The organism is Collinsella sp. An7 (assembly GCF_002159335.1).
Taxonomy (GTDB): Bacteria; Actinomycetota; Coriobacteriia; order Coriobacteriales; family Coriobacteriaceae; genus Coprousia.
In genome coordinates this window covers 339,395-356,464 of record NZ_NFHP01000002.1, presented here as the reverse complement: position 1 = coordinate 356,464, position 17,070 = coordinate 339,395, and the positions used below count along the sequence as shown (strand labels likewise).

Annotated in this window: 14 protein-coding genes and 1 tRNA gene; 13 read left to right on the top strand and 2 right to left on the bottom strand. The window is 62.4% G+C overall.

The window, feature by feature from the left end:
• Positions 1–14: 14 nt before the first annotated feature.
• The 8 genes from B5G20_RS03710 to B5G20_RS03670 all read left to right on the top strand — a co-directional run bounded on the left by B5G20_RS03710 (position 15) and on the right by B5G20_RS03670 (position 9,543).
• Positions 15–1,496 (top strand): erythromycin esterase family protein, encoded by a 1,482-nt coding sequence (locus tag B5G20_RS03710; RefSeq protein WP_143750209.1) that lies wholly within the window; start codon positions 15–17, stop codon positions 1,494–1,496.
• Positions 1,497–2,042: 546 nt separating this feature from the next.
• The gene (locus B5G20_RS03700) at positions 2,043–2,999 is read left to right on the top strand and encodes a hypothetical protein (RefSeq protein ID WP_087355155.1); all 957 of its coding nucleotides are present in this window, start codon (positions 2,043–2,045) and stop codon (positions 2,997–2,999) included.
• A 675-nt stretch (positions 3,000–3,674) separates the two neighbouring features.
• Positions 3,675–4,241 (top strand): MarR family transcriptional regulator, encoded by a 567-nt coding sequence (locus tag B5G20_RS10450; RefSeq protein WP_204207636.1) that lies wholly within the window; start codon positions 3,675–3,677, stop codon positions 4,239–4,241.
• The gene (locus B5G20_RS03690; RefSeq protein WP_087355153.1) at positions 4,234–6,081 is read left to right on the top strand and encodes an ABC transporter ATP-binding protein; all 1,848 of its coding nucleotides are present in this window, start codon (positions 4,234–4,236) and stop codon (positions 6,079–6,081) included. The genes B5G20_RS10450 and B5G20_RS03690 overlap by 8 nt, the downstream gene beginning before the upstream one ends.
• Positions 6,081–8,027, top strand: coding sequence for an ABC transporter ATP-binding protein (locus B5G20_RS10445; protein WP_204207635.1), 1,947 nt, complete (start codon positions 6,081–6,083; stop codon positions 8,025–8,027). Before B5G20_RS03690 ends, B5G20_RS10445 begins: the two co-directional genes overlap by 1 nt.
• Positions 8,028–8,609: 582 nt before the next feature.
• A complete protein-coding gene (locus B5G20_RS03675; protein ID WP_087355150.1) occupies positions 8,610–8,966 on the top strand; it encodes a hypothetical protein in 357 nt (118 codons plus the stop codon).
• A gap of 62 nt (positions 8,967–9,028) precedes the next feature.
• Positions 9,029–9,292 carry a hypothetical protein gene (locus B5G20_RS10420; protein WP_162607365.1) on the top strand — a complete coding sequence of 88 codons (264 nt, stop codon included), beginning with the start codon at positions 9,029–9,031 and terminating at the stop codon, positions 9,290–9,292.
• A 2-nt stretch (positions 9,293–9,294) separates the two neighbouring features.
• Positions 9,295–9,543, top strand: a complete 249-nt coding sequence (locus B5G20_RS03670) for a hypothetical protein (RefSeq protein WP_204207634.1) — start codon at positions 9,295–9,297, stop codon at positions 9,541–9,543.
• Positions 9,544–9,731: 188 nt separating this feature from the next.
• Here the strand turns inward: B5G20_RS03670 and B5G20_RS03665 are convergent.
• Positions 9,732–9,808 (bottom strand) — tRNA-Arg (locus B5G20_RS03665).
• Between the two features lie 280 nt (positions 9,809–10,088).
• Between B5G20_RS03665 and B5G20_RS03660 the strand changes: the two genes are divergently transcribed.
• Complete coding sequence (locus tag B5G20_RS03660) at positions 10,089–11,324, top strand: DUF362 domain-containing protein (protein ID WP_239286856.1); 1,236 nt, start codon at positions 10,089–10,091, stop codon at positions 11,322–11,324.
• A 361-nt stretch (positions 11,325–11,685) separates the two neighbouring features.
• Here B5G20_RS03660 and B5G20_RS03655 read toward each other — a convergent pair whose 3' ends face one another.
• Positions 11,686–12,465 carry a MurR/RpiR family transcriptional regulator gene (locus B5G20_RS03655; RefSeq protein ID WP_087355146.1) on the bottom strand — a complete coding sequence of 260 codons (780 nt, stop codon included), beginning with the start codon at positions 12,463–12,465 and terminating at the stop codon, positions 11,686–11,688.
• 182 nt (positions 12,466–12,647) lie between these two features.
• On the opposite strand from B5G20_RS03655, the gene B5G20_RS03650 reads away from it, so the two are divergent.
• The 4 genes from B5G20_RS03650 to B5G20_RS03635 all read left to right on the top strand — a co-directional run bounded on the left by B5G20_RS03650 (position 12,648) and on the right by B5G20_RS03635 (position 17,056).
• Positions 12,648–14,042: a 6-phospho-beta-glucosidase gene (locus B5G20_RS03650; RefSeq protein ID WP_087355145.1), complete on the top strand. Its 1,395-nt coding sequence runs from the start codon at positions 12,648–12,650 to the stop codon at positions 14,040–14,042.
• A gap of 1 nt (position 14,043) precedes the next feature.
• Positions 14,044–14,781 (top strand): glucosamine-6-phosphate deaminase, encoded by a 738-nt coding sequence (locus B5G20_RS03645; protein ID WP_087355143.1) that lies wholly within the window; start codon positions 14,044–14,046, stop codon positions 14,779–14,781.
• Between the two features lie 44 nt (positions 14,782–14,825).
• Positions 14,826–16,067, top strand: coding sequence for a PTS transporter subunit EIIC (locus B5G20_RS03640; protein ID WP_087355140.1), 1,242 nt, complete (start codon positions 14,826–14,828; stop codon positions 16,065–16,067).
• A gap of 176 nt (positions 16,068–16,243) precedes the next feature.
• Positions 16,244–17,056 carry a hemolysin III family protein gene (locus B5G20_RS03635; RefSeq protein ID WP_239286855.1) on the top strand — a complete coding sequence of 271 codons (813 nt, stop codon included), beginning with the start codon at positions 16,244–16,246 and terminating at the stop codon, positions 17,054–17,056.
• Positions 17,057–17,070 lie beyond the last annotated feature (14 nt).

The window sequence follows — 17,070 nt, the reverse complement described above, 5'->3', positions numbered from 1 at the left end:
GTTCAGAGAGCGACGTGCATCGGGCGGCGTGCCGACGGCGGGGCGAGCGTCAGGCGGCGTGTAGAGGGCGGCGGGGGGGCGAGCGGCGTGCGGCGTGCAAGCGACGGTGTAGGCGGCTCGCTCGTACGCTGTTCACCGCCGCGCGCCAACAACGCCACGCCTGCGCCCGTGCCTGCGCCATCTTCACGCCCGTGTCAAGCCATCAATTCACCCATCACGTCTTGCGGGAGGCTTATCTTATGGACAGGGAAACTGTCGGCAAAAACATCCCCGGCGCAACGGCGATCACGCGCCGGGGCTTTCTGGCGAGCGCCGCGGCGCTGGCGTGCGCGAGTGCGTTGGCGGGCTGCGACGCCGTGGGGCCGCAGGTGACCGATCCGACCGATTATCTCGTCGAGCACGTTCGCTCCTACGATCCCCACGGTGAGCTCGAGGTCGATGCGCTCGGCGACCTCGGCTGCTATCAGCTCATACTTACCGGCGAGATGCATGCTATCGTGCAAAACTTCGATGTGCAGCTTATGCTCATCCGCTACCTCAATCGGCACTGGGATTTGCGCTATATCGTCGCGGAGCTCGGTCTCGGCGCGAGCATCTATCTCAACCGCTATCTTGAGACGGGCGACAATGCCCTGCTGGACGACATCATGAACCAGCTCTCGGGAACCGCGTCGTACACGGTTGAGCAGCGCGTTTTCTACCAGAAGCTGTATGAGTACAATGTGGGGCTGCCGGATGAGCAAAAGCTGCGGGTGATCGGGCTCGACGTTGATCATCAGGGGGCGCTCTGGCTTTCGGGCTTGGCGCTTTTGCTGCCCGATACGCCGCCCGAGGACGAGGTGGCCGCGAGGTTGTACGAGCTGATCGGGCGCCTTGCGCAGGAGGGTGATTACCTCGCAGCACACATGCTGCTGGCATCGGAGAAGAGTGTGGCGCCCGATCTGATCGACCAGGTGTTTGGCAAACAGTGCGAGCTGGCGCGGCAGGTTATCAAGAACTTCGACGCCGCCCTGCATTTCTACAATGTCTTGGAGGGTGATGTCGAGTGGGCCTTGCGCGACGAGGTAATGGAACAGAATTTCCTCTACGTGCGTGAGCGCCTGCCGTTTGAGCACTTTTACGGCCAGTTTGGCAGTGCGCATGTCGCACAGCACGACTATGTTCCGGGGGAGTTCAAAGATGGTCTTCCCTTCGCGGCGCGGCTGAACGCCGATGGCTCGCCGATGCAGGGGAAGGTCTGCTCAATTCCGCTGATGTATACCGACGAGAACGGCTCGGTGGGGCAGAACATCGCAGCGCACCTGACCGATGACCTGTTTGGCGCATATTGGGGCATGAATCTGATCTTTGACTTGGCGGACGAGCCAAGCCCCTTTGCACAGGATATCTGTCTTGCCGTCAGGCGGCGTGACGATGCGGTCGGCACGCTCGACTATTACCAGAAGATGATCTTCGTGGCCGATCTCACTCAGGCCGAAGCGCTTGACGAGGCGTAGGACGGGCGGGTCTCGGGACTGGGGCGACAGGCGGCCCATCGACGAGTGGTTTTCTGCTATTCAGGGGCTTACATCTGGCCCTAGACGGCAGAAAACCACTCGTCGGCGGATGGGCGTCATGCTGAGGAGCGGTTTTCTGCCGTTTGCCGAGAATAGTGGTTGGCGAGACAGCTGGCAAGACGGTTGGCGAGACAGCTGGCAAAACGGTTGGCGAGACAGCTGGCAAGACGGTTGGCGAGATGGCTGGCGAGGCCGTGTGCCGAGGAGTTCCGGTCACGCACGAGGCTCGGGGGAAGATGGGCCGCGCTGCGATTCTATTTTGCGACCGTTTGCCCTGCTTGGGTGACCGCTGACCGATGGGGCTCGTTCTAGCAGGGCGGGACGACGGCCGCATCGTTCTCTATGAACGCGAAAAACAGCATGAGCTACCTGCGCGGTTAGAAAGTGCCAAATCTTGGTCAGATCCTGGTTGGCTTTGTGTCCGCACGGCGTCAGAAAACGGTTAGATGCGCTTGTTATGGTGTCGAGGGAGAGGAAGGAGCGGCGATGAGCAAGCGAATTGACGCCGAGCTGTCTTTTCTGCTCGATGAGGCTGAGGCCGACAGGCGATTTCTGATGACTTCGGATCCGAATCTGCAACGCTGCCTTGTTCGGCGCGTACGTACCGGCGAGCTCGCGTCGCCCCTTCCTCGGGTGTTTTCGCGGCCAGACTATCTGCGCGAGCTTACGCACGAGCAGCGCCAACTTCACAGTATGCGTGCGCTGGGCGGGCATCATCCTACGTGGGTATTTGTGCGGGGAAGCGCGGCGTTGGCACAGGGGTTGTTTGTCGGCCGGGCGCTCACCGGGACAATCTGCGTTGCGTCGGCATATACGGCGACGGCTGGCGGCGTGCAGCATGAGCGTCTGCGCGTGATGGGGCGTTGCGAGGCATCGGGCGTGTGGGTCACATCGGTGCTGCAGACCATGGTTGACTGCCTACGCAATACCCCGTTTGAGCAGGGGCTTGGCATTGCGGATTCGGCTTTGGCGAATCTGGGGCTCAATCGGGAATACGTCGCTGAGCTTGTGCGCGAGGGATGGGGCGGTGCGCGGGGGATCAGACACGCGCTGCAGACGCTCGCGTGGGCCAATCCGTTGAGCGAGAGCGGCGGCGAATCGTATGTGCGAGCGCGCATTGTGCAGTTGGGGTTTGCTGAGCCGATTTTGCAGGTGGAGTTGCCCGACCCGCTCAATCCCGGCAGTGCGTACCGCGTGGACTTGTTCTGGCGGCTGGCCGGCGGCATAACGATTGCCGGCGAGGTCGACGGGTTGGAGAAGTATCGATTGCCGGATAGCTCGGGCGTGATAAACGAGACGAAGAAGTTTGTGGCCGAGCGGCAGCGGGAGTCTCGGCTGACGCTCGGGGTCGACCGGATCTTTCGGATTACGCCTGCCCAGGCGCGGAGCGATGCGTATCTGACGCGGCTGCTCGAACAGTACGGTGTGCCGCGCGTGCGCTGACGTCCGTGCCGAGCGTGCCGCGGGTGCGGTGACGGCTGTACCGAGCGCCCCGCGCATAGCGACGGCCGCGCCACCCCCCCCTGTGTAGCAACGGCCGCGCCAACCTTTCCACAAGTGGTTTTCTGCTCTTTGAGCGGTCTGCAAGCGCCAATAACGGCAGAAAACCACTCGCCGGTGGGGACGCGGAGCATCGACGAGTGGTTTTCTACCGTTTGGGTCGGTGCGAGAGGGGTTGGATGGCAGAAAACCACTCACGGGTGGGTGCGTGTGGCGTGAAGGCTGCCGTGGCGGAGGACGGTTGCTCGGCTGCATCGGGTCGGTGGCTTCGGTTGACAGTTGAGCTGGAGCGCGCTATTACTTGATTGGTCAATTGTTGACGAGTCAAGTAAAGGACGGCGACCGCGGATGACCGTGGATTCCCCCAGCGCCTCAGAATGCGCTGATACCCCTGCGTCTTCTGGCGTGCCGGTTTTTTCCGGTGGCCCGGAGACACCTCGCTCCTTTGGCGCCTCTGGCGCTCCCGAAAAGTCCAAAACGCCTGTCGCTTCGGGGGCGCCCGACTTCTCTGACGACCGGGATGTCCCGCACCCGAGCGCACCTCCGTGTGATCCGGGCAGCTACCGCATGCTACTTTTCCGTGCGAGTCATGCCCAGCGGCAGCTCATGCATCCTTTCATGGCGAGCATCGGGCTTGGCACGGGCCAGCCCAAGCTTCTCTCATACCTTGCCGAATACGGTTCGAGCTCTCCGCGCGACATGGCGGACTTCTACGAACTCGACCCGGCGGGTGTGTCGCGCATGCTCGACGCGTTGGCGGGCAAGGGGTTTGTAAAGATTGAGCCGCATGCGGCCGACCGTCGCTCTAAGGTGGTCTCGCTCACGCCTGAGGGCGCGCGTGTGGCCTGCGCATGGAACGCGGCCTGCGCTGAGGAGGCCGAGGCCATGCTCGCTGGCTTTACGCCCGAGGAGCGCAAGGCTTTTGCCGATTACCTGCGGCGCGCCCACACCAACCTGCGTGCGTACGGCAGCAGGCTCCAGGCGTCGGCGGCAGCGGCGGAAGATGCCGCGGCGTCGGTGACGGCGGGGGAGGATGCTGCGGGTGCGGCGGTGACGGTGGCGGATGCGAGCCCGGCCGCGGCACCGCCGGCGTCGGCCGGGGCCGACCCCAAGCCCACCGCGGACCCCGCCGTCCCGACGCCCGCTCCCGCAGTCCCCGCTCCCCAGGAGGCCCGCCATGCATGAGCTCCGCCGCATCGTCGGCTACCTCGGCCGCTACCGCACCGACGCCATTCTCGGCATGCTCCTCGTCGTCATCGAGAGTGCCTTTGAGATGGTCATTCCCATCCTCATGGCCGATATCATCGACGTTGGCGTGGCCAACCGCGACCTCGACTTCATCTTCCGCCAAGGCACCTACATGGGCATCTGTGCGGTGCTCGCCCTCATCACAGGCCTCCTCTACGCGCGCTTTGCGGCCCGCGCGGCCTACGGGCTGGGGGCGCATCTGCGCGCGGCGGAGTACGAGCGGGTGCAGGCGTACTCCTTCGCCAACCTCGACCGCTTTGAGACCTCCTCGCTCGTCACCCGCATGACGACCGACGTCACCGTTATCCAAAACGCCCTCAACGCGGGTTTTCGCCCCATGGTGCGCGGCCCTGTGATGCTCATCATCGGGTTTGGCCTGGCGTTCTACCTCAACGGCGAGCTTGCGCTCGTTTTCTGCGCCGTGGTGCCCGTCATGGCCATTGCCATGGCCGTCATCGTACGGCATGTGGGCCCGCTCTACGGCGTGCTGCAGCGCACGGTCGACAAGCTCAACGACGTGGTGCAGGAGATGCTCACCGCGGTGCGCGCGGTTAAGGCGTACGTGCGCGGCGACTATGAGTGCGAGGAGTTCCGCGCCGTCAACGAGGGGCTTGCCGCCACCAGCGAGCGGACGTTCCGCCTCGCGGTGCTCAACATGCCCGTGCTCTACGTGTCGATGTATACGGCCACCACGCTCATCATGTGGTTTGGCGGCCAGATGATTCTGGGCGGCACGTTGGAGGTGGGCGAGCTCACCGGTTTTCTTTCCTACGTGATGCAGATCCTCAACTCGCTCATCATGATCTCCAACGTGTTTCTGCTGCTCACGCGCTCGCTCGCGAGCGTGCACCGCATCAGCGAGGTGCTGGACGAGCCGGTTGACCTTACCTCGCCCGAGAGTGCGCTCACCGAGGTGCCCGACGGCCGGGTGGAGTTCCGTGACGTGTCGTTTAAGTACCGCGCCGACGCGCGCGAGAACGTGCTCGAGCACATCTCGCTCAACATCCCTGCGGGCTCCACGGTGGGCATCCTCGGCGGCACGGGCTCGGGCAAGACCTCGCTCGTGCAGCTCATCGCCCGCCTCTACGATGCCACCGAGGGGCAGGTGCTCGTGGGCGGACACGACGTGCGCGACTACGACCTCGTGGCCCTGCGCGATGCCGTGGCGGTTGTGCTGCAGAAGAACGTCCTCTTCTCGGGCACGGTGCGCGAGAACCTGCGCTGGGGCAACGCCGAGGCCGCCGACGAGGAGATTCTCGAGGCATGCCGTCGGGCGCGGGTGGATGAGTTTCTCGACCGTCTGCCCGGCGGGCTCGACTACGACCTTGGGCAGGGCGGCGTTAACGTCTCGGGCGGTCAGAAGCAGCGCCTGTGCATCGCCCGTGCGCTGCTCAAGCGCCCCAAGGTCATCATCTTCGACGATTCCACGTCGGCGGTGGACATGGCCACCGATGCGCAGATTCGCGCGGCGCTTGCCGAGCTTACGGGCGTGACCAAGATCATCATCGCTCAGCGGGTGAACTCGGTGGAGTCGGCCGACCAGATCGTGGTGCTCGACGACGGGCGCGTGGACGGCGTCGGCACCCACGAGGAGCTGCTGGCCCACAACAAGATCTATCGCGAGATTTACACCTCGCAGACCTATACGCCCGAGGGCGAGGGGGAGCGTGCCGCCACGCCGCAGCCAGATGGGCCGCTTCCCGCGGAAGCGCAGCCTGGAGAGCCCTCCCTGCGCGCGGCAACGGGCGCACAGGGCGCGGAAGGAGGTGAGCGCTGATGCCGGCACCGGGAAAGAAGCCTCAGAACCTCATGCGCACCCTGCGCGAACTCATGTCCTACCTGGGGCGGCACAAGCTGCTCTTCTTGGCAGTGGCGGTGCTCGTGACCATCTCGGCCACGGCCAACCTGCTCGGCACCTATATGATCCGCCCCGTGGTAGACGCGCTCTCGCAGGGCAATATCGAGGGCTTTGTGGCGAGTATTGCGCTCACGGCTGCCATCTACGTGGTGGGCGTGCTCTCGGCCTTTGGATACACGCAGGTCATGGTGCATGCGGCGCAGAAGGTCCTCGTGGATATCCGCCGCGACCTCTTTTCGCACATCCAGACGCTGCCGCTGCGCTACTTCGACACGCGCAGCCGCGGCGACATCATGAGCTACTTCACCAACGACGTGGACACTGTGGCCGAGGCCATGAACAACAGTTTTGCCATGGTCATCCAGAGCTTTATCCAGATCGTGGGCACGCTTGCGATGATCTTTATCCTTAACTGGCAGCTCTCGCTCGTTGTGGTGGTGGGCTACATCGTGATGTTTGCCTACATACGGTTCTCCACCAACCGCAGCCGAGGCTACTACCAGCGCCAGCAGACCGAGCTGGGCGAGCTCGACGGCTACATCGAGGAGATGGTCACCGGGCAGAAGGTCGTAAAGGTCTTTAACCACGAGCGCGCCAACGTGGAGGAGTTCCGCGCACGCAACGAGCGGCTGCGCGTGGCGGGCACGAGCGCCCAGGCCTACGCCGCCTCGATGGTGCCGGCGGTGGTCTCCATCAGCTATGTGAACTACGCGATCGTGGCCGTGCTCGGCGGCTGGATGGCCATCACCGGGGCGACGGACGTGGGTGCGCTCGCAAGCTACCTGGTGTTTGTGCGGCAGACGGCCATGCCCATCAACCAGTTTACGCAGCAGTCCAACTTCTTGCTCTCGGCCCTTGCCGGTGCGGAGCGCGTGTTCTCGGCCATGCACGAGCCTCCCGAGGTGGACGAGGGACGCGTGCGGCTTGTGCAGACGGCGCGCGACGCGTGGGCGTGGCAGATCCCCGACGGCTACGGCGTGGGCGTGTGGGGCTCGCTCGTGCCCGTTGCCGATGACTCATGTGGGGACGGGGTTACAATGCGTCATCCTGCAGCTGAGGACATGGGCGCCGTGGCGACGGAGACCGCGCTCGGCGTGGACGGGACGCTCCTCGCCACGGGGCGGCTGCCCCTGCGCGGTGACGTGCGCTTCCACAACGTGAGCTTTGGTTACGAGCCGGGGCACGAGGTGCTCCACGGCATCAACCTCTTTGCCAAGCCCGGTCAAAAGATCGCGTTTGTGGGGTCCACGGGCGCCGGCAAGACCACTATCACTAACCTCATCAATCGTTTCTACGATGTGCAGGAGGGCGAGATCACCTTCGACGGCATCAACGTCAAGAATATCGAGAAGGATTCGCTGCGCCGCTCGCTGGGTATCGTGCTGCAGGATACGCACCTCTTTACCGGCACGATTGCCGAGAACATCCGCTTTGGCAAGCTCGACGCCACCGACGAGGAGGTTCGCGCGGCGGCCAAGATCGCCAACGCCGACAGCTTTATTCGACGTCTGCCGCAGGGCTACGACACCATGGTGACCTCCGACGGCGCCAACCTCTCGCAGGGGCAGCGGCAGCTCCTCGCCATTGCGCGCGCGGCGGTGGCCGACCCGCCGGTGCTCATTCTGGACGAGGCGACCTCGAGCATCGACACGCGCACCGAGATGCTCATCAGCCGTGGCATGGACCAGCTTATGCAGGGGAGAACGACCTTTATGATCGCGCATCGCCTCTCTACCGTGCGCGACGCCGACGCCATCATGGTGCTCGACCACGGGCGCATCATCGAGCGCGGCACCCACGACGAGCTCTATGCCCTTGGGGGAACGTACTGGGAGTTGTGCCAAGGGCTCAAGGAATTGGATTAACGGACCTGTTCGGCCTTCCCGGGCACCGCACCTTCGCCTTCAATCGTCGGTCGCCACCGTAAGGCGCGCCCCTCTTTCAGGTGAATCTGCGGCACCTGGAAAGGCCTGCTCCGTTGCAGCCTGGCAATGGGGAAGGGCGCGTCACCTCGGCGTTCAATCGTCGGGCATGGCGCGAAGGCCTATGCCCTCCTCTTTCGCGCCGATCCGACGTACTACGGACACCCGGCACGGGGAAGCCGGCTTTGTTGTTGTGACCATGGGGACAGGTTATGTTATCGCGTGAAAAAACCTGTCCCCATTGTCACATCTTATGTACAGGCCCCTCTCTTGTTGTGGCCCAGCGAAAATGTAGTTCGCTCATATTTTGAACGGAATAAGCTGGGATTCTGCCGTTTAGGTGAGTGGGCTGCATTTTGTGGATGGCGCTTGCCGGTTGCTGTGGCTGGACAGTTGGCGGGCTGTGGCGTGTAGCACGTCGTGCGGACAAACTTTGACCATGAGCGAACAAAAGTTCCACGAACAAATGTTTGTACTAAAGCGTATACTGGAGCCACAAAAGGAGATGGTGAGAAAGGGGCTGAGATGGTAGTTGGAACGGCGGCGGAGTTGCAGGTGGTGCTGTTTGAGAGCGGACCAGATGAGGAGCGGTTACGGGTGGTTGCCGCACTTGAGCCGGAGGGCGGTATGGCAATCCGGCAGGCGAGTGAAGGGGCGCTCACGCAGTTCTGCTTTGAGGAGCCCCGTCATGTGGTGGAGACGGTTCTGGATAGGCGAGCGGTGCGTGGCCTTGCCGCGTATTTTAGGGTGGAGACGCGCATCCAGCTGCTCGAGGTGTTGCGTGTGGCGTTTACCGGCTACGATTGCGCCGCTACCATCCGCAACCTCCTCAGGCGCTTGGACCTGCCTTACGAAGTGCGTGAGCGCGCCATCTCGCGATAAGTGAATGCGCCATATTAAAAGTATTACAAAAAGGTATTATGAAATAAGCGCGGGGGAAGAAGATGGAAGTACACGTTCACCCTCGTATCGAAAGACGGCACCCGGAGTTGGGACCATGCGATGTCCAGAAGGCTTGGCGCTCCTATGCCGGGGCGGCAACGAGGAAGCCGGGGGAACGGGAGCTGAGGGTTGGCTTTGATGAGCTGGAGCGAGAGCTCGAGATGGTCGGGGTTCTCACGACGGACGGATGGCTGGCCTACCATGCGATAACGCCGCCTTCGCGCAAGACGATGCGCGAGATCGAGCAGGCGCTGAGGAGGAGATAACGATGACCGAGTACCGTTTGGCAAACGGGGACGTGGTAACGGACGAGGAGCTGGAGCGCGAAACCCGCTCGTTTGAGGATGGCTCGTGGGAGGGCCGTCTCGAGAATGTGCGTGTGGGTCGCCCACCGCTTGCTGACGAGCCTCTGGTGACGGTGCCGGTTAAGTTCCCGGCTTCTATGGTTGCGGCGATTGACCGCAAGACCACCAACCGGTCCGACTACATCCGTAAGGCGGTCGCGGCAACGCTTTAGCCGGGACGCCAAACGGCAAGAGCGCTCGAGCGATCCAGTGGTGGACACAGCGCGTGTTGAGCGAAGGCGGGCTCGTGGGCTGGAGGATCGGCCTGTAGATAACGCTGGCGGAGGAGGGTAAGATGCACAGCGCTATCGCTGGCGCGTAAAACAAAAAAGGGACCACGTGGGTCCCCGGAGAGATCTTGTGGTGCGCCATGTAGGATTCGAACCTACGACCTTTTGATTCGTAGTCAAACGCTCTATCCAGCTGAGCTAATGGCGCAGCGCAAGGGATATAATCGCACGGCACCCGGGGTGCGTCAAGACCTTTTTCAAAAAAGTTTGGCGGAGGCAGAAAAGAGCTGTCAGTCCGGGACGTAGAGAAGGGGTTAACGCGAGGCGTACGGAAGAATCACGGGCATGGCATAACAAAGACAGATGGTCGGCGTGGTACCATGCGCAAACCGCATGCCGCGCTATGCCGAGGAAGTATTTTTGCCCGCGCGGCGCATCGGCGATAATGCAACACGACAGATGATGCGTACAAGAGGGGAGTCTTGCACATGACAGACCAGATGACCGCTCAGACCACCAGGGCCGCTGCCGACGGTTCTGCCGAGCCCGCAAAGGTGTACTTCACCAACCTGCGCACCTACGGCAGGGAGAGCCAGCTCGACAAGCTCAAGCGCCTCATCCGAAAGGCTGGCATCGAGCAGATTGATTTCACCAACAAGTTCGTCGCCATCAAGATTCACTTTGGCGAGCTGGGCAACCTGAGCTTCCTGCGCCCCAACTATGCGCGCGCCGTGGCGGATGTGGTTAAGGAGCTGGGCGGCAAGCCCTTCCTAACCGACTGCAACACGCTTTATGTGGGCAGCCGCAAGAACGCGCTCGAGCACATCGACTGCGCCTACCAGAACGGCTTTACCCCGTATGCCACGGGCTGCCACGTAATCATCGCCGACGGCCTCAAGGGCACCGACGAGACGCTCGTGTCCGTCAAGAACGGCGAGTACGTAAAGGAGGCCAAGATCGGCCACGCGCTCATGGATGCCGATATCGTTATCTCCCTCACGCACTTTAAGGGTCATGAGCAGGCTGGCTTTGGCGGTGCCATGAAGAACCTCGGTATGGGTGGCGGCAGCCGTGCTGGCAAGATGGAGCAGCACGCCGCGGGTAAGCCGAGCGTCCACACCGAGAAGTGCATCGGCTGCCGCGCATGCGACCGCATCTGCGCGCACGGTGCTATCAGCTTTGACGAGACGCGCGATTGCGAGCTCGCAAACGGCACTACGCGTACGGTGCGCGTGGCGTCGATCGATCACGACCGCTGCGTGGGCTGCGGCCGTTGCATCGGCGCCTGCAACCAGGATGCCATCGAGCCCGATTACGACGCCGCGGTGGACGTGCTCAACTACAAGATCGCCGAGTACACGCAGGCCGTGGTGCAGGACCGCCCGAACTTCCACATCTCGCTCGCCATCGACATCTCGCCCAACTGCGACTGCCATGCCGAGAACGATACGCCCATCGTGTCCGACCTCGGGATGTTCGCGAGCTTTGACCCGGTCGCCATCGACCAGGCGTGCATCGACATGGCCCTTGCCGCTCCGGCGCTGCCTGGTACCGAGCTCACCGATATGCGGGACAAGCTCGAGGCCGAGGGAGGCGTGCCCGAGCGCTGCGAGCACGACCACTTCAACATGACGCACCCCGATACCAACTGGCGCTCGATGATCGAGCACGCCGAGAAGATCGGTCTCGGCACGAGCCACTACGAGCTCATCGAGGTCAAGTAGTCGCCGCTTGCAAAAGTGCACCGCACGTAACGCCGGGCGTTGGCTCCCCAGGGTGGGGCGCCGACGCCCGGCGCTTTTTTGTGCGAACGGGGCGGATGGAGACGTGTTCCTTTTTGACCCATTTCTAAGCTCGACCCGGAAGTGAGTGCATCTTTTGGCGCCGTGGAGTAGCACTCCACTTTGCTGCAGTGCTCAACTGGGGTTTTGATGTGCGAAATTGCCCAAAAGGGTCGGTCTTATCGGGAGTTCTGAAAAGATGCACTCACATCGGGGGTCGAGTTTTTCTGAGGCGGAAAATCCCAGCCTTGCGGAGCCCGTTGCGCTCGTCGTCCCGGCGTCTGTTTCGGCAGCGCATCATGTTTTACGCCCCCGCTGGCCGCCCCATGTGGCGCTGCACCTCGCGCGCAAGCGTCTCTACGATATAGAGCGCCGGCACCTGCGTGGTAATATCGGGCGGCGCGGCCGAGCCATCCGGCATTTTCTCGATGGCAATGTGGTAGGGGATGTTGATGTCGGAGAGCCGCGCCACTGTTGAGGTGCTCGTACTGGTGATCGAGATGATCGAGCTCTCAGACAGATTGAAGTGGCTCAGATAGTTGATGACCTCGGGCGTTTCGCCCGAGACCGATAGCGCCACGATGCAGATGCGTCGCGCTAGTTCGGGCGTCATGTGCGTGACGGGGTAGTTGTTTGGGTCCTCGATGCGCACGGCCATGGTAAAGATGGACGAGAAGTAGAGCGCTCCGTATTCGGCGATGATATTGGACGATCCGAGCCCGATAAAGAGAATGAGCTCCTTTTCTAGGAGCAGCGCCACCGCCTCGTCGATCTTCTCGCGATAGTACGTGTCTTGAAAGCGTGAGAAAAAGTTGATGAGCTCGGGCGCGTTGCTTCGGTTGAGCGTCTGCTGTGGCGACGGCTCGTGCGCACGTATGTACGCGGCGAGCCTGATCTTAAACTCAGTAAAGCCCGTGGTGCCAAACTTGCGGCAGAAGCGCAGGACCGAGGCGGTGCTCGTGTTGCTCTCCGCGGCGAGCTGGCGCACCGAGAGGCTCTCGATGTCCTTAAAGTGGCTCGTCACACGTTGATAGATGGCTAGATCGGTCTCGTTGAGGTCGGGGGTGTCGGATACAAAGAGCATGTGTGCCCCTCTCTATGCTGCCTTAGTCGCACCCGCAGGCAAGGTGTAACATCGCGTTACGTAATTGTAACGTATGTCTAAAACCATTTGCCGAAACAACGCATGCAGCGTAAACCATGCAGATAAACAACCTCCTTTATGGTGCAGAGGTGACGTAACCATCTTGTATCAGGGAGGGTGCCATGCACGACGGACTCAAGATTGCAACCATCGGGGGAGGGTCGAGTTACACCCCCGAGCTCGTGGAGGGGTTCATCAACCGTGCTGATGAGCTGCCGGTGCGCGAACTGTGGCTCGTAGATATCAAGGAGGGGCGCGAGAAGCTCGAGGTCGTGGGCGCTCTCGCGCAACGCATGGTGGCGCGTGCGGGCAATCCCTTTAAGGTCATCCTTACGCTCGACCGCGAGGCGGCGCTCAAGGACGCCGACTTTGTGACCACGCAGTTCCGCGTGGGACAGCTCGACGCGCGCGCCAAGGATGAGCGCATCCCGCTCGAGCATCACGTCATCGGCCAGGAGACCAACGGCCCCGGTGGCCTCTTCAAGGGCCTTCGCACCATCCCCGTCATCCTCGACATCATCGAGGACATGAAGCGCCTCTGCCCCAACGCGTGGCTCATCAACTTTACCAACCCCTCGGGTATGGTTACCGAGGCAATTCTGCGTTACGGCAACTTCCCGCGCGCCGTGGGTCTCTGCAACGGTCCCATCGGCATCCAGCGCGGCATCGTGCAGACGCTCGGCGTCGATCCCTCGCGCGTGTTTGTGGAATTCCAGGGGCTGAACCACATGGTCTTTGCTCGTCGCGTCTTCCTCGACGGCGAGGACGTTACCGCCGACGTTATCGAGAGCATGATCGCCTCTAACGGTGACGCCATCTCGCTCAAGAACATTGCCGACTACGCCTGGGACCCGGAGTTCTTCCGTGCGCTTGGCATGATTCCCATCAGCTACCTGCGTTACTACTTTAAGACGTCCGCCATGCTCGCCGACGGCGAGCGCGCTCTTGTCGAGGAGGGTACGCGCGCCCAGGTAGTCAAGCGCGTGGAGCATGAGCTCTTTGACCTCTACCGCGACGAGAACCTCGATGTTAAGCCCCCGCAGCTCGCCGAGCGCGGCGGTGCCTACTACAGCGAGGCCGCCTGCAACCTCATCAACTCCATCTATAACGACAAGCGCGATATCCAGACGGTCAACACGCGCAACAACGGTGCCATTCGCGACCTCGACCCGGATTCTGCCGTGGAGGTCAACTGCGTTATCACCAAGCAGGGGCCGATTCCGCTCACCACGGGCGAGCTGCCGGTGAGCATCAAGGGCCTCGTGCAGCAGATCAAGAGCTTTGAGCGCACCGCCGCCAAGGCTGCCGTTACGGGCGACTACCGCACGGCGCTCCTTGCCATGACGATTAACCCCCTCGTGCCGAGTGACATCGAGGCGCGCGAGATTTTGGACGAGCTCTTCGAGGCGCACAAGGACTACCTGCCACAGTTCTATCGCGACGGCGTGCCGGTATGGAAGACCGCGCCCCGCGCCGATGCCCCCAACGAGTCTGCCGACGCCGGGTGCGGTGAGTAGCATGGCTCTCTCATATACGGTCGCCCGCGACTACGACGACCTGAGCCGTCGCACCGCCGCGCGCATCATCGAGCATATCAACAACGACCCTACGGGCCTCTACTGCTTTGCCGGGGGCGACACTCCGGTGGGGACGCTCAAGCTCGTGGCCGCGGCAGCCCGCGCGGGCATCGTTGACATGAGCCGCGCCTCGTTCGTGGAGCTTGACGAGTGGGTCGGCCTCGACCCGGCAGACCCGGGGAGCTGCGTGTCCTATCTGCAGCGAAACCTCTTTGAGCCGGCGGGCATTCGACCTGAGCAGATTCATTGCTTTGACGCATGCGCCGCGGACCTTGCGGCGGAGTGCGACAGCGCCAACACCTATGTAAGCGCCCATGGGGGCATGTCGCTCACGCTCCTCGGTGTGGGCGTGAACGGGCACCTGGGCTTTAACGAGCCGGGGAGCGCCCTCGACGCACAGGCCCACGTGGTGGAACTCACCGAGTCGACGCGCACCGTGGGCACGAAGTACTTCGATGATGCGGCGCGGGACGGTCACACGTCTGCCTCGCGCGGGATCACCCTGGGGCTCGCTCAGTTGCTTGCCGCTCACGAGGTCATCGTGCAGGCGAGCGGCCCTACCAAGCGCGACGCCATCGGCCGCGTTCTGTGTGGTACCTACGACCCGGCCTGGCCCGTCACGAGTATCTGGGGAGCCTCCGCGGCAGCGCTCATGGTTGACGAGGCGGTGCTCGCCTAGAGCGCCGCTCGCATTGCAAGCTGGAAATCGAGAGGGGAGACACTATGGATTTCCTGATGAACCGTATCATGCCGGTTCTCGTCAAAGTCGGTAACAACAACTACCTCGTTGCGATTCGTGACGGCATTACCAAGACCATTCCGTTTACCATCGTCGGCAGTATCTTCCTCATCATCGCCAATTTTCCCGTTTCGGCGTGGACGGACTTTATCGCGCCCTGGTCGGGCATGCTCTCGGCCGTCTCCAACGTTACGTTCAGCGCGCTCGGTCTTATTACGGCTATCGGCGTGGGCTACTACATGGGCGAGACGTTCGAGCTGGACGCCATCTCCACGAGCTTGCTGACGACAATCGCCTTCCTGCTCGCGACGCTCACCGATGACTTCACCATCAATGCTGCCGCCTTTGACTCAACGGGCATGTTCACCGCGATTGTGATGGCGCTTCTTACCAATGCGGTCTTTAGGTTCTGCCTTAAGCGCAACTTTGTGATCAAGATGCCCGAGGGCGTGCCGCCTAACGTCTCTACGTCGTTTACCGCGCTCATCCCTGGCGCCATCGTGCTGGTTATTGTGTGGGTGCTGCGCGCTGTGCTCGGCATCAACCTCAATGAGGTCATCTCGACCGTCTTCTCGCCGCTCGTTATGGGCCTCAACACCCTGCCCGGCATGATGCTCTACTCGTTTATGGTGTGCCTGCTCTGGGTGTGCGGCATCCATGGCGACAACGTGCTCTCTGGCATCGCGAGCCCGATCTTCCTCGGTCTTCTTGCCGAGAACGTGGCTGCCATGCAGGCCGGTACCGTGCCGCCCAACTTCATCTCTGATGGCTACTGGATCGTCTTTATGTGCTTCGGTGGCACCGGCTCCACGCTCGGCCTGGTGCTCAACATGCTCCGCTCGCGCAGCAAGATGTATCGCGATCTTGGCAAGATGTCGCTGCCCGCCGCCATCTTCTGCATCAACGAGCCTGTGATCTTTGGCTTCCCGATCGTGATGAACCCCATGATGATGATTCCGTTTATCGTGACGCCACTCGTGCTCTGCGCAGGCACCTACCTGCTCATGACAATCGGCGTGGTGGGGCGCATCTGCATTCAGGTGCCCTGGACCATTCCGCCGGTGATCGGTGCCTACCTTGCCACCAACGGAAGCGTCGGCGCGGCTATCTGGGCTGCGGTGGAGATTGTCATCTCGTACGTAATCTACCGGCCGTTCTTTAAGGCGGAGGAGAAGAAGCAGGTCGAGCGGGAGCTGGCCGCTGCAGGGGAGACCACCGCTGCATAGCCAACCGGTTGCCTGACCAGCCTTCTGACCACCTAAACAACTTATCATTTCCCGGGAGCGGGCGCCTGTGGCCGAGCAGTCGGTGACGGGCGCCGCGCCCTGTAGCGGCGTACTTCACCCGCCCCTCTCCTTCTGATATAGTATTGAGCAGTCTATCTTGGGAGGATGAGTAGGAGATGTCCCAATCGGGCGACAGTTCCACACCCCGAAGTACCACGGCGGCCTCCGACGCCGCTGATTCCGCTGCTGCCCCTACGGCCGAGGCAGCGACCTCGAGCCATGGGTTCTCCGTGGTAGAAGGCTCGGCCGCTGGCGCTCGCGCCTCCGCGCGCCGCCGTCGCACGCCGAGCGAGCCGCCCCATTACACCCTCGGCGAAGAGATCGCCAACTCCATTACGCACGGCATCGGCGTGCTACTTGCCATCGCCGGACTCGTGCTGCTCATCGTCAAGGCCACGCTCGACGGCGCTGAGCCGGCCCACCTCGCCTCGGGCATCGTCTTTGGCGTAACGCTCATACTGGAGTACCTCGCCTCCACGCTCTACCACGCCATCCAGGTGCCGGCGGCCAAGCGGGTCTTTCGCATCATCGACCACAGCAGCATCTACCTGCTCATCGCCGGCTCCTACACCCCGTTTTGTCTCATCACGCTCGCGCGTGCGGGCGGCATCGTGCTCTTTGTGATCGTGTGGGCGCTCGCCATCGCTGGCATCTCGTTTGAGGTCATCGGCCGCCAGCGCCAGCCGCGCTGGGTCACCACGGTCATCTACCTGTGTATGGGCTGGCTCGTGGTCTTTCGGCTCCCGCAACTCATCAGCGCGCTCGACCCGGTGGCGCTCGCCCTCCTCGCGGTGGGCGGCTTGTGCTACACCGTGGGCTGTGCCTTCTACCTCATGAAGAAGGTCCGCTACATGCACAGCGTGTGGCACCTGTGGGTGCTCGCCGGGAGCATCTTCCAGTTCATGGCGGTGATCCTCTACGTGATCTGATCGCGCACCCCGCG

Bases quoted from the DNA above. Each gene is read 5' to 3' on its own strand.
- B5G20_RS03700 (WP_087355155.1), top strand. From the start codon at position 2,043: ATGAGCAAGCGAATTGACGCCGAGCTGTCTTTTCTGCTCGATGAGGCT.
- B5G20_RS10450 (WP_204207636.1), top strand. From the start codon at position 3,675: ATGGCGAGCATCGGGCTTGGCACGGGCCAGCCCAAGCTTCTCTCATAC.
- B5G20_RS03690 (WP_087355153.1), top strand. From the start codon at position 4,234: ATGCATGAGCTCCGCCGCATCGTCGGCTACCTCGGCCGCTACCGCACC.
- B5G20_RS10445 (WP_204207635.1), top strand. From the start codon at position 6,081: ATGCCGGCACCGGGAAAGAAGCCTCAGAACCTCATGCGCACCCTGCGC.
- B5G20_RS03675 (WP_087355150.1), top strand. From the start codon at position 8,610: ATGGTAGTTGGAACGGCGGCGGAGTTGCAGGTGGTGCTGTTTGAGAGC.
- B5G20_RS10420 (WP_162607365.1), top strand. From the start codon at position 9,029: ATGGAAGTACACGTTCACCCTCGTATCGAAAGACGGCACCCGGAGTTG.
- B5G20_RS03670 (WP_204207634.1), top strand. From the start codon at position 9,295: ATGACCGAGTACCGTTTGGCAAACGGGGACGTGGTAACGGACGAGGAG.
- B5G20_RS03660 (WP_239286856.1), top strand. From the start codon at position 10,089: ATGACAGACCAGATGACCGCTCAGACCACCAGGGCCGCTGCCGACGGT.
- B5G20_RS03655 (WP_087355146.1), bottom strand. From the start codon at position 12,465: ATGCTCTTTGTATCCGACACCCCCGACCTCAACGAGACCGATCTAGCC.
- B5G20_RS03650 (WP_087355145.1), top strand. From the start codon at position 12,648: ATGCACGACGGACTCAAGATTGCAACCATCGGGGGAGGGTCGAGTTAC.
- B5G20_RS03645 (WP_087355143.1), top strand. From the start codon at position 14,044: ATGGCTCTCTCATATACGGTCGCCCGCGACTACGACGACCTGAGCCGT.
- B5G20_RS03640 (WP_087355140.1), top strand. From the start codon at position 14,826: ATGGATTTCCTGATGAACCGTATCATGCCGGTTCTCGTCAAAGTCGGT.
- B5G20_RS03635 (WP_239286855.1), top strand. From the start codon at position 16,244: ATGTCCCAATCGGGCGACAGTTCCACACCCCGAAGTACCACGGCGGCC.